Origin of the sequence: Nocardioides gansuensis (genome assembly GCF_003076135.1) — a bacterium.
Classification (GTDB): Bacteria; Actinomycetota; Actinomycetes; order Propionibacteriales; family Nocardioidaceae; genus Nocardioides; species Nocardioides gansuensis.
Map to the genome: position 1 here is coordinate 546655 of NZ_QDGZ01000002.1, position 11554 is coordinate 558208.

General features: G+C 71.7%; 11 protein-coding genes. 10 read left to right on the forward strand and 1 reads right to left on the reverse strand.

The window, feature by feature from the left end; all coding sequences use genetic code 11:
* The first annotated feature begins 30 nt into the window (after positions 1-30).
* The 3 genes from DDE18_RS06850 to DDE18_RS06860 all read left to right on the forward strand — a co-directional run bounded on the left by DDE18_RS06850 (position 31) and on the right by DDE18_RS06860 (position 3614).
* A complete protein-coding gene (locus DDE18_RS06850; RefSeq protein ID WP_116571546.1) occupies positions 31-705 on the forward strand; it encodes a response regulator transcription factor in 675 nt (224 codons plus the stop codon).
* Positions 706-795: 90 nt separating this feature from the next.
* Entirely contained in the window at positions 796-2832 is a 2037-nt protein-coding gene (ftsH, locus tag DDE18_RS06855) for an ATP-dependent zinc metalloprotease FtsH (protein ID WP_116571463.1), read from the forward strand.
* Complete coding sequence (locus DDE18_RS06860; RefSeq protein WP_116571464.1) at positions 2829-3614, forward strand: PrsW family intramembrane metalloprotease; 786 nt, start codon at positions 2829-2831, stop codon at positions 3612-3614. Before ftsH ends, DDE18_RS06860 begins: the two co-directional genes overlap by 4 nt.
* Positions 3615-3650: 36 nt before the next feature.
* Here DDE18_RS06860 and DDE18_RS06865 read toward each other — a convergent pair whose 3' ends face one another.
* Positions 3651-4268: a helix-turn-helix domain-containing protein gene (locus tag DDE18_RS06865; protein WP_211754438.1), complete on the reverse strand. Its 618-nt coding sequence runs from the start codon at positions 4266-4268 to the stop codon at positions 3651-3653.
* A 97-nt stretch (positions 4269-4365) separates the two neighbouring features.
* On the opposite strand from DDE18_RS06865, the gene DDE18_RS06870 reads away from it, so the two are divergent.
* From DDE18_RS06870 to DDE18_RS06900, 7 genes are read left to right on the forward strand one after another with little or no spacing between them, the layout of a single operon-like run.
* Positions 4366-5685 (forward strand): M24 family metallopeptidase, encoded by a 1320-nt coding sequence (locus tag DDE18_RS06870; protein WP_245916486.1) that lies wholly within the window; start codon positions 4366-4368, stop codon positions 5683-5685.
* On the forward strand, positions 5682-6656 hold the full coding sequence (locus DDE18_RS06875) for a thiamine pyrophosphate-dependent dehydrogenase E1 component subunit alpha (protein WP_116571467.1): 975 nt from the start codon (positions 5682-5684) through the stop codon (positions 6654-6656). The genes DDE18_RS06870 and DDE18_RS06875 overlap by 4 nt, the downstream gene beginning before the upstream one ends.
* The gene (locus DDE18_RS06880; protein ID WP_116571468.1) at positions 6644-7624 is read left to right on the forward strand and encodes an alpha-ketoacid dehydrogenase subunit beta; all 981 of its coding nucleotides are present in this window, start codon (positions 6644-6646) and stop codon (positions 7622-7624) included. The genes DDE18_RS06875 and DDE18_RS06880 overlap by 13 nt, the downstream gene beginning before the upstream one ends.
* A gap of 35 nt (positions 7625-7659) precedes the next feature.
* Entirely contained in the window at positions 7660-9009 is a 1350-nt protein-coding gene (locus tag DDE18_RS06885; protein ID WP_116571469.1) for an amidohydrolase family protein, read from the forward strand.
* 10 nt (positions 9010-9019) lie between these two features.
* The gene (locus tag DDE18_RS06890) at positions 9020-9907 is read left to right on the forward strand and encodes a cupin domain-containing protein (RefSeq protein WP_211754439.1); all 888 of its coding nucleotides are present in this window, start codon (positions 9020-9022) and stop codon (positions 9905-9907) included.
* The gene (locus DDE18_RS06895) at positions 9907-10614 is read left to right on the forward strand and encodes an SDR family NAD(P)-dependent oxidoreductase (RefSeq protein WP_116571470.1); all 708 of its coding nucleotides are present in this window, start codon (positions 9907-9909) and stop codon (positions 10612-10614) included. The genes DDE18_RS06890 and DDE18_RS06895 overlap by 1 nt, the downstream gene beginning before the upstream one ends.
* Positions 10611-11483 (forward strand): NAD(P)-dependent oxidoreductase, encoded by an 873-nt coding sequence (locus DDE18_RS06900; RefSeq protein ID WP_116571471.1) that lies wholly within the window; start codon positions 10611-10613, stop codon positions 11481-11483. Before DDE18_RS06895 ends, DDE18_RS06900 begins: the two co-directional genes overlap by 4 nt.
* Positions 11484-11554: the final 71 nt, after the last annotated feature.

The window sequence follows — 11554 nt, forward strand, 5'->3', positions numbered from 1 at the left end:
ATCGCCGATGCTGCCCCTACGATGGGTGACGTGCGGTTGCTCGTCGTCGAGGACGACTCCGGCATGAGGGCCCTGCTGGTGCGAAGTCTGAAGCGTGAGGGATACGCCGTCGACGTGGCCGACAACGGTCAGGACGCTCTCTGGAACACCCAGGAGAACGACTACGACGCCGTCGTCCTCGACGCGATGATCCCCGCGCCGGACGGGTTCGAGGTCTGTCGGCGGATGCGGGCCGAAGGCCTGTGGGCGCCGGTCCTCATGCTGACTGCACGGGACGCGGTGCAGGACCGCGTCAGGGGACTCGACGCCGGCGCCGACGACTACCTCACCAAGCCGTTCGCGCTGGCGGAGCTGTTCGCCCGGGTCCGGGCGCTCACCCGCCGCGATCCGCAGGAGCGACCCGCCGCTCTCCGGGTGGCGGACCTCACCCTGGATCCAGCCTCTCGCGTCGTGCGTCGCGGGAGGGTCGAGATCACCCTGTCGCCCAAGGAGTTCTCACTGCTGCAGGAGCTGATGCGGCGGCCGGGCGAGGTGGTGACGCGAACCTACCTGATCGACCACGTGTGGGACTTCGCGTACGACGGCGCCTCGAACGTCGTCGACGTCTACATCCGCTACCTGCGGGACAAGGTCGACCGGCCCTTCGGGCGGGACACGATCCGCACCGCCCGCGGCGCGGGCTACCGCCTCGACCCCGACGCCTGAGCCGAGCTCCCATCCCGCTCTCATAGTCCTCTCATCGAGACCGGTCGAGGCTGGGGCCGTCCCCTTGCACCTCGACCCCAGGAGTCCTCGATGACACGGCGCACCCCTACCCCCTTCGTGCGGCCGGCCATCGGCCCCGCCCGGACTGCCGAGCCTGAGCCGGCTCCGCGCCGGCCGCCGGCCGCGCCTCCGGTCACCCCACCGCGACGGACCTGGCTGGTCCTCCTCGCGATCGCGATCTTCCTGGCCATCCTCCTCGGCCAGCGGCTGGTCACCTCGGCCACGACCGAAGAGCTGACCTACACCCAGTTCCTGGCCGACCTCCAGCACCACGAGGTCACCGCCGTGGAGGTGGGGGACGCAGGCCAGCTCACCGGCACGCTGAAGGACGGCCGCGACTTCGTCACCCAGGCCCCGCCCTGGGCGCTGAGCACGAACGCCCTCGCGCACCAGCTGCAGGCCGCCCACGTCACGATCAGCGCCGCCGGAATGAGCACCTTCGGACAGCTGGCGATGGCGCTGGCACCGGGCCTGCTCATCGTCGGCCTGCTCGTCTGGATGGCGCGGCGCACCCAACGGATGCTCGGCTCCGGCGGAGGCGGCCTCGGCGGGCTGATGCGGACCAGGAGCCGGGTCACCGACGCCGAGCGGCCGGCCGTGCGATTCAGCGACGTCGCCGGGTACGACGGGGTCAAGCAGGAGATCCGAGAGGTCGTCGACTTCCTCCAGAACCCCGAGCGGTACAGCCGCGCGGGTGCCCAGGGCCCGCGCGGGGTGCTCCTGGTCGGCCCTCCGGGCACCGGCAAGACGCTTCTCGCCCGAGCGGTCGCCGGCGAGGCACAGGTGCCGTTCTTCGCCGTGACCGGCAGCAGCTTCGTCGAGGTGTTCGTCGGGCTCGGCGCCTCACGGGTGCGGGACCTCTTCGCCGAGGCCCGTAGATCGGCCCCGGCCATCGTGTTCATCGACGAGATCGACGCCATCGGCGGGCACCGGTCGAGGGGCGGCTTAGGCGCCAACGACGAGCGGGAGCAGACGCTCAACCAGCTGCTGGCAGAGATGGATGGTTTCGCCCAGGACGCCTCCGTCGTCGTGCTCGCGAACACGAACCGGCCCGATGTCCTCGACCCGGCGCTGCTGCGGCCGGGACGCTTCGACCGCCAGGTCCACGTGCCGCTGCCGACCATGCGGGACCGGCAGCGCATCCTCGAGGTCCATGTGCAGGACAAGCTGTTGTCGCCGTCGGTCGACCTGTCGAGGGAGGCGCGCGCGGCCGCGGGCTTCAGCGGCGCGGACCTCGCCAACCTGGTGAACGAGGCGGCGATGCGCGCGGCGCGAGACGACCGGGTCGAGCTCCTCCCGGCGGACTTCGACGAGGCCCGGGACCGGCTCACCCTCGGTCTGCGGGAGGAGTCCGGCACCTTGCTCCCCGAGGAGCGGCGTACCGTCGCGATCCACGAGAGTGGCCACGCCCTGGTGGCGGCGTTGTCACCGGCAGCCGACCCCGTCGCCAAGATCACCATTCTCCCGTCAGGGCCGGTGCTGGGCGCCACGCACCAGCTGCCGGAGGACGACCGCCGCCTCTACACCGAGGAGTTCCTCCGAGACACCCTGGTGGTCCAGCTGGGCGGACGGGCCGCCGAGCGGGTGGTCCTCGGCCAGGTGTCGACCGGGGCCGCCAGCGACCTGGCCGGCGCCACCCGTCTCGCCGTCCGGATGGTGCGCGAGTTCGGCCTCTCGGCCACCCTCGGCCCCGCGGCGTACCCCGTCGACGACGTGGGCCGGCTGGGCGCTGAACGGCCGTACGCCGAGGCGACGCAGCGGCTGGTCGACCGCGAGGTGTCCCGGCTGCTGCGTGAGGCCGAGGAGCGGGCGATCGCGGTGCTGGTGCAGCACCGAGCCGCACTCGACGAGCTGGCCCAGCGCCTGCTCGACGAGGAGACGGTGGACGGGTCGGTCGTCTACGACATCGTCGGAAAGATCGTCACCGGGCCGCCGGCGCCCACGCCGCTGGCCCGCATCGGTGCTGGGCCCGGCCACCCAGCCCTGCACGTCACCGTCGGGCCTCTCGGGCCCCGGTCATCAGCTCCCACCACCCAACCCAACCCTGAGCACGGAGGTGCCTCATGACGGTCTCAACGCAAGCGATCCATGGAAGTCGGCGCCCGCCTGCCCGCTGGCTTGCTGTTCTCCTTGGCGGCACGGCGCTCTTCGTGCTGCTCTACGCGGTGCTGCGCGACACCGGCAACCCCATCTACGTGCCGTCACTGTTGCTGCTCGGCGCAGCGGTCGTGCCCGCCACGTTCGCGATGTTCTTCCACGAGGCCTTCGGTCGCGCTCAGCTCTCCACCGGCCTGCTCGTCATCGGCGCGCTGCTCGGCGGGACCCTGGCCACGATCGTCGCCGGCCAGCTCGAGTTCGACACCCTTCGCACCCTCGGCGGCATCCCGACCCTGCTCATCGGGCTCATCGAGGAGTCGGCCAAGCTCGCCGTGCCGGCCCTGCTCCTCGCGCGGCGGAGGGTCCGGGCGGTCGACGGGCTGATCCTGGGCGTCGCGGTCGGGTCTGGCTTCGCCGCGCTGGAGACGATGGGCTACGGCTTCGTCGAGCTGCTGACCACCCGCGGCCATCTGGCGCCGGTGGCAGACCTTCTCCTGGTCCGCGCGGTCTCGTCGCTGGGCGGACACGCGGCATGGACGGGACTGGCATGTGCGGCACTGTTCGCGGTGTGCGGTGCCACGAACAAGGGGCGCGCGTGGCTGCGGTTCGCGGCCGTGTTCGCCGGCGTCGTGCTCCTGCATGCGGCGTGGGACACCCTCCTCACCGGTCCATGGCATGTCGCCATCGGCCTGCTGAGCTTCGGGCTCCTGCTCGCCGTCGCCTGGCGGCTGCGCCCGGCCAGGACGCGTTGAGCGGATGTCTGGGAAGCCTTCACCCCGCCGTGGCCCTCAGGGCTCGTCCTCCCGCACGAACCAGATGCCGACCGCCGGCTCGTCCGAGCGGTTGCGATAGCAATGCGGGGTCCGGGACTCGAAGCTGATCGCGTCCCCCGGGCGGAGCACGTGCTCCTCGAAGCCAAGGGTGAGCACCAGCTCCCCGCTGACGAGGTAGCCGTACTCCGTCCCGGGGTGACGCATCAGCCGGTCCGACGAGGACGAGGACGCACCGGGCGGGTAGGTGACGCGCAGGAACTCGGTGTGTACGCCGGGCACCTGGCCGAGCAGCTCCCAGGTGACCCCGGACTCGAGCTCGATCGGCTCCAGGTCGCCCGGCCGCACCACCGGCCCGACCCGGCGTCGTACGCCGCCCACGTCGGCCCTGTCGTCGCGACCGGCCTGGGGGTGGCCGTCGCCGCCCTCGGAGAGCAGGTCCTCGACGCCGATGCCCAGCGCCGTGGCGATCGCGTAGAGGGTGCTCACGGACGGCTGCGCCTTCGCGGTCTCGATCTGGGAGATCAGGCTCGCCGAGACCCCCGCGTCGCCGGCAAGGCCGCGGACGGTCAGGCCGCGGCGGCCACGCTCGGCGCGGATGCGCTCTCCGATCGGGGGCAGGTGCGATGTCGGCACGGCGTTCCTCCTCCGGACCCATTGACTGGGATGTCCAGGCGAGTTTAACTGCTGTTCAGCCATACTGAACGCGACGCGTCTCGAGGAGATGGTGTCCGTGGCCATCCGCACGTACGGGCCCAACGCCGTGGACTGGGAGGAACGGATCGACCTGGGCCGTCTGCGCACTGACCGGCTCGACCGGCTGAACGCCACGCTCGAGGAGTCCTGGCTCGGCTCCCTGCTGAGCTTCGACTTCTCCAACATCCGCTACATGACATCGACCCACATCGGCACCTGGGCGATGGACAAGCTGATCAGGTTCGCACTCCTCCCCCGCGGCGCCCCGCCCGTGGTGTGGGACTTCGGGTCTGCCGCGAAGCACCACCAGCTGTTCAACCCGTGGCTGGACGGGACCGCTCGGGCACGCGCCGGCATCTCCACCCTGCGGGGGGCCTTCCCCCCGGAAGCCCCGATCGCCGCAGACGTCGCCCGCAAGATCGCCGACGAGCTCCGCGAGCACGGTCTGGACGGTGAACCGGTCGGCGTCGACGTGGTGGAGATGCCGATCCTCGCCGCCCTGCGCGACGAGGGACTCGACGTGGTGGACGGCCAGCAGGTGTTCCTCGAGGCGCGCCGGATCAAGACGGCCGACGAGATCGGGCTCCTGGCCCAGGCCTGCGCCATGGTGGACGCGGCCTACGACGCCCTCTACGCGTTCCTCCGTCCCGGCGTCCGCGAGAACGAGTGCGTCGGCCTGGTCGCCAAGACGCTCTACGACCTGGGGAGCGAGTACGTCGAGGGGGTCAACGCCATCTCCGGCGAGCGCTGCTCGCCCCACCCGCACGTCTACTCCGACCGGGTCCTCCGTCCCGGCGATCCCGCCTTCTTCGACATCCTGCACAGCCACCTCGGCTACCGAACGTGCTACTACCGCACGTTCGCCGTCGGCAGCGCGTCGGCCGCCCAGCGCGACGCCTACACGCGGTGCCGGGAGTACATGGACAGGGCCATCGCGATCGTCAAGCCGGGGGTCACGACCGCAGACATCGTGGAGCTCTGGCCCACCGCGCAGGAGTTCGGCTTCCCGGACGAGGAGGCGGCGTTCGCGCTGCAGTACGGCCACGGGGTCGGGCTCTCGATCTGGGAGAAGCCGATCTTCTCCCGGCTCACCTCCCTGGACCATCCAGAGGTGCTCGAGGAGGGCATGCTGTTCGCGCTCGAGACGTACTGGCCGGCCGCGGACGGCTGGGGCGCGGCCCGGATCGAGGAGGAGGTGGTGGTCACCGCCGACGGGTGCGAGGTGATCACGAAGTTCCCTGCCGAGGAGCTGCTGGTCGCCGGCCGCAAGTACTGGACCGTGGGGGGCCAGCTCGACACCCTCCGCGACGCCCAGTCCCACCTCAACACCGCGGCCGGCCGGGGCGAGGACCGATGACGCACCAGCTCCTCGACCGCTACGAGCAGATGGCCGTGATCCGGCGCACCGAGAAGGCGGCCCACGACCTCTTCCTGGCGGGCAAGGTGAAGGGCACCACCCATCTGGCCTCCGGGCAGGAGGCCGTCGCGGTGGGCGCCAGCGCCGCACTGCGCGCCGACGACTATGTGTTCGCCACCTACCGCGGGCACCACCACGCGCTGGCGCGCGGCGCCAGCCCTGCCGCGTGCCTGGCCGAGCTGATGAGCAGGTCGACCGGTCTGTGCCGTGGCAAGGGTGGCTCGATGCACCTCACCAAGGCGGACGCGGGCATGCTCGGCTCCTACGCGATCGTCGGGTCCCACCTGCCGATGGCGGTGGGCGCGGCCTGGTCCGCGGCCTATCGCGGCACCGGACAGGTCGCGGTTGCGTTCTTCGGCGACGGCGCCACCAACATCGGCGCGTTCCACGAGGCACTCAACCTGGCCGCGGTGTGGCGACTGCCGGTGCTGTTCGTGTGCGAGAACAACCTCTACATGGAGTACACCCCGATCGGGTCGGTCACCCCTGTGCCGAACCCGGCGGCCGACCGGGCAGGGTCCTACGCCCTGCCGTCCGAGCTGATCGACGGCAACGACGTCGAGGTGGTGGAGGACGCGGTGCGGACCGCCGCGGACCGGGCTCGCGCAGGTGAGGGACCGACGGTGATCGAGGCCCGCACCTACCGGCACCACGGACACAGCAGGACCGATCCGGCGACGTACCGGCCCGCCGACGAGGTGGAGGAATGGCTGGCCCGCGACCCGCTGCTGCTCGCGCGCGCCCGGCTGGCGGAGCTCGGTGTGCCCGAGGGGAAGGTCGACGCCGCCGATGAACGGGCCGAACGGCTCGTCAAGGAGGCGGTCGCCGAGGCGGAGGCCGCGCCCGGGGCCGATCCTGCAGACGCCCTGACAGACGTGTGGGCGGACGGAGGCGCGACGTGGCGGAGCTAGTCACCTACCGGGAGTCGGTCGCCGAGGGGATCGCCCGGGAGATGCGCCGCGACCGCGACGTCGTCTGCCTGGGCGAGGACATCGGCGCTGCGGGCGGCGTGTTCAAGACCGCCGTCGGGCTGTTCGACGAGTTCGGCCCGGAGCGGGTCCGGGACACCCCCATCTCCGAGCAGGCGATCGTCGGCGCGGCGATGGGTGCGGCGATGACCGGGCTGCGTCCGGTGGCCGAGATCATGTTCTCCGACTTCCTGGCCTGCTGCTGGGACTACCTCGCCAACGAGATCCCGAAGGTCCGCTACATGACCGGCGGCCAGCTCGGCGTGCCGCTGGTGGTGCGCACCGCCAACGGCGGCGGTCTCGGCTTCGGCGCCCAGCACTCCCAGGCCGTGGAGAACTGGGCCTTCACGGTGCCCGGCCTCAAGGTCGTCGCGCCGAGCACACCGAGCGACGTGGTCGGGCTGATGGCTGCCGCCATCCGCAGCGACGACCCCGTCGTGTTCTTCGAGCACAAGGGCCTGTTCGCCGCCAAGGGCGAGCCGGCCCCTCCCGACCACGTCCTGGAGCTGGGCCGGGCCGCGACGGTGCGCCGGGGCGACGACGTCACCCTGGTCGCCCTGGCCTGGACCGTCCCCATGGCGATGGCCGCCGCCGAGGAGCTGGCCCGCGAGGGCATCTCCGCCGAGGTCATCGACCTGCGCAGCCTGGTCCCCCTGGATGCCGCGGCCGTGCTCGAGTCCGTCGGCCGGACGTCCCGCCTGGTGATCGTGGAGGAGAACCCCTACCAGGGCGGGTGGGGCGCGACCGTCGCCTCGATCGTCGCCGACGAGGGCTTCGAGTCCCTGGACGCGCCCGTACGCCGCGTCGCCGCCGAGTGCGTCCCGCTTCCGTTCGCCGACGCACTCGAGGATGTGGTCCTGCCCTCGGTCGACAAGGTCACCGCCGCGGTCCAGGCGCTGGCGGCCTACTGAGCCCCACCCCACCCTGCAGCACGAAAGGAGAGGCCATGACAACCAGGAAGCTCATCCGCGGCGGCACCGTGCTGAGCATGGACCCGCAGATCGGCGAGCTCGAGGGCGACGTCCTCGTGGAGGACGACAGGATCGCGGCTGTCCAGCCGGGCATCGATGCGGATGCGGAGGTCGTCGACGCCAGCGGCTGCATCGTGATCCCCGGGTTCGTCGACACCCACCGGCACACGTGGGAGGCCGCGATCCGCGGCTGCGCGCCGGACGCCACGCTGGATGACTATTTCGTGGAGGTGCTCGACACCTTCGCTCCCCTCTACCGGGCCGAGGACGTGCACGCCAGCAACCTGGCCGGGGCCCTCGAGTGCCTGAACGCCGGGATCACCACGCTCGTCGACTGGTCACACATCAACAACACTCCCGAGCACCCCGACGCGGCCGTCACCGCGCTGCAGGAGTCGGGGATCCGCTCGCAGTACGCCTATGGCAGCGCCAACCTGTCGCTGGCCGACTACTGGTTCAACTCGGAGATCGCGATCCCCGCCGACGACGTACGCCGGGTCCGGGACACGTACTTCAGCTCGGACTCCGGGCTGCTCACGATGGCGCTGGCCACCCGTGGGCCCGGGTTCTGCGTCGAGGACGTCGTGCGCAAGGAGTGGGAGCTCGCGCGTGAGCTCGGCCTCCCGATCACGATCCATGTGGCGATGGGCCGGCTGGCCGGCCGGTTCGGGATGATCTCGATGCTGGACGGCTACGGGCTGCTCGGCCCGGACACGACGTACATCCACTGCTGCCACTTCAGTGACGAGGAGTGGGAGCTGGTCAGGGACAGCGGCGGCACCGTCTCGGTCGCGCCCCAGGTCGAGCTGCAGATGGGCCATGGCTGGCCTCCGCTCCTCAAGGCCAGGGGCCTGGGCCTGCGGCCCGGGCTGTCGATCGACGTCGTGACCACCGTGCCCGGGGACATGTTCACCGAGATGCGGTCGGCCTTCGGCGCCGACCGTGCCCGGGTCCACGAGAAGCACTACGAGCCGAACGAGCAGGTGCCCAAGGACGTCCTCACCGCCCGGCAGATCCTCGAGGCAGCGACGATCGACGGCGCACACGTCGCCGGGGTCGAGGACCGGACCGGCTCGCTGACGCCGGGCAAGCAGGCGGACATCGTGGTGATCGAGGGGAAGTCGCTGAACATGGCACCGGTGATCGACCCGGTCGCCGCGGTCGTGCTCTGCGCCGACGTCTCGAACGTCGACACCGTCCTGGTTGCCGGCGAGTTCCGCAAGAGGGACGGTGCCCTCCTCGCCGACGTCGACAGCGCCCGGGCCGGAGTCGAGGCCTCGCGCGACTACCTCCTCGGCGCGATCGCCGCCAAGCGGTCTGCATGAGGGGCTGGCCGTGAGCGGAGGGCACGTCGTTCGCAGGGGAGACGAGATCAGGCCGCAAGCCGGAGCGGGCTGGGCGGCCACGGCGACTGGCTACCGGTCCGAGGCGGCGGTGGGCGAGGAGCAGCGGGCCGTTCACACCGGGTTCGTCATCTGCGAGCTCGACCCCGGCGGCGCCCTGCCCTCCCACGTGCACTCCTTCGAGGAGAGCTTCTTCGTCGTCGAGGGCACCGGGATCGTCGACACCACGCACGGCTCGGTCCGGGTCTCACCCGGTGACTACGGCGTGCTGGCGGTGGGCCTCCCCCACCGCTGGCGCAACGACGCGGAGCGGTCGGTCCGGTGGGTGGAGATGCAGGCACCCATGCCACGAGCGGCGCACCAGGACGACACGTTCGTCGTCCCCGATCCCCCGTACGCCGAGGCCGTGCCCGTCGACGTCCGCGACCCGCGGTCCGGCTGGCTGGGGAACATCACGCCCTCGCACATGGACGTCGGGCGCCAGTCCCAGGACTTGCTGGCGGTGTCCGCGAGCATGCGCACCGCCCTGCTCGTCTACAGCGGCATCACGGTCAAGATGATGGTCGACTCCGACCTGGGCGCCCGGCTGTCGACCATGTTCATGGTGCAGTACGCGCCCGACGGCGTCGCGGGGGCGCACGACCACCCGTTCGAGGAGACCTACTACTTCCTCGAGGGCGAGGCCGAGGCGACCTTCGACGGAGAGCCATACCGCCTCGGACCGGGGGACCTCGCCTGGGCGGGGGTCGGCTGCCAGCACAGCTTCCGCAACCTCGGCGACGGGCCGCTCCGCTGGCTGGAGACGCAGGCGCCGCAGCCCCCGTCGCGGCACTCCTACCGCTTCGCGCGTGACTGGGACTACCTGAGAGAGGTGACCTGATGGCAGCGAGGACCCTGGTCGTCGTCGGAGGCACGTCCGGGCTCGGCCTGGAGATCGCCAGGAGCGCGGTGGCCCGCGGGGACCGGGTGGTCGTCACCGGCCGGCACGCCGCCCGCGCAGCGGAGGTGGCCGAGACGCTCGGCGACCACGCCCGCGGGCTCGGGGTCGATCTCGCGGAGCCGACGATGATCGGTGCGGCCCTGGCCGACGTGGAGGCCGTCGACGGGCTGGTGCTGGCCGCGATCGAGCGTGACGCCAACGCCGTCAAGGAGTACGACGTCGCGCGGGCGCTGCGCCTGGTCACGCTCAAGCTGGTCGGCTACACCGAGGTGGTGCACGCGCTGCTCCCCCGGATGGCGGCCTCAGCCGAGACCGGCATCGTGATGTTCGGCGGCCGAGCCAAGGACCGTCCCTACCCCGGCTCCACCACGGTCTCCACGGTGAACGGAGGGGTTGAGGGCCTGGTCCGCACGCTCGCACTGGAGCTCGCGCCCATCCGGGCGAACGCGATCCACCCGGGCATCGTCGGGGACAGCCCGTTCTGGGCGGCGAAGCCGCCTGAGGTGCTGGCCGCCTATCGCGCGCGCACGCCGTCCGGTGAGCTGGCGACCATGGCCGACGTGGTCGACGCAGTGGAGTTCCTCCTGCGGAACCGGTCGGTGACCGGGGCGAGCCTGAACGTCGACTGCGGATGGGAGGTCACATGACCCTGCGCGTCGCCGTGGTCGGCACCGGCAGGATGGGATCGGCCATGGTCGGCCGGGTCACCGGCGGCGGTTTCCCGGTCGTGGTCCACAACCGCAGCCGGGACAAGGCCGAGGTGGTCGCCGAACGGCACGGGTGCGAAGTGGCCGACACCGCCCGCGATGCCGTAGCCGGCGCGGACGTCGTCCTCGTCTCACTGCCCGACGACGCGGCCGCGCACGCGGCGTACGGCGGAGACGCAGGGATCGTCGCCGGGCTGGCCCGGGGCGCCGTGGTCACCGACACCAGCACGATCGCGCCAGCCACGGTGCGACGGCTGGCCACGGACGTGGCCCACGCCGGCGCCACCCTGCTGGACACACCGGTGTCCGGCAGCGTGAGCACCGTCGAGGCGGGCCAGCTCACCGTGATGGCCGGCGGCGACCCGTCCGCTCTGGATCGCGCCCGGCCGGTGCTCGAGACGATGGCCTCCAGCATCGTGCACTGCGGCCCTCAGGGCAGTGGCGCCGCGCTCAAGCTGGCGGTGAACACGATCGTTCACGCCCTCGATATCGCGCTCTCGGAGGCGCTGGTGCTGGCGGAGAAGGCCGGCCTCGACCGGGAGACGGCGTACGACGTGTTCGCGCACAGCGCCGTCGGCGCGCCGTTCGTGCACTACAAGCGCGCGGCGTTCCTGTCCCCGGGGGTGACACCGGTCGCCTTCGCGCTGGACCTCGTCGCGAAGGACCTCGAGCTCGCCGCAGCCCTGGCGAGCGAGGTGGGCGCGCGGACTCCGCAGCTCGAGCGCAACCGCGAGGTCGTGGCCGACGCCGTCTCGACCGGCCTGGGTGGAGCGGACCTCTCCGCGGTGGCGGAGTATCTGCGGCGCTGATCGTTGCCCGACAGGATGCGCCGCGCCGGGAACCGCAAGCATGGTTGAAGCGCCAACTGCCCACGCGAGGT

Excerpts from the sequence above, each read along its gene's own strand:
- ftsH (WP_116571463.1), top strand. The coding sequence starts at position 796 with ATGACACGGCGCACCCCTACCCCCTTCGTGCGGCCGGCCATCGGCCCC.
- DDE18_RS06860 (WP_116571464.1), top strand. The coding sequence starts at position 2,829 with ATGACGGTCTCAACGCAAGCGATCCATGGAAGTCGGCGCCCGCCTGCC.
- DDE18_RS06875 (WP_116571467.1), top strand. The coding sequence starts at position 5,682 with ATGACGCACCAGCTCCTCGACCGCTACGAGCAGATGGCCGTGATCCGG.
- DDE18_RS06885 (WP_116571469.1), top strand. The coding sequence starts at position 7,660 with ATGACAACCAGGAAGCTCATCCGCGGCGGCACCGTGCTGAGCATGGAC.
- DDE18_RS06895 (WP_116571470.1), top strand. The coding sequence starts at position 9,907 with ATGGCAGCGAGGACCCTGGTCGTCGTCGGAGGCACGTCCGGGCTCGGC.
- DDE18_RS06900 (WP_116571471.1), top strand. The coding sequence starts at position 10,611 with ATGACCCTGCGCGTCGCCGTGGTCGGCACCGGCAGGATGGGATCGGCC.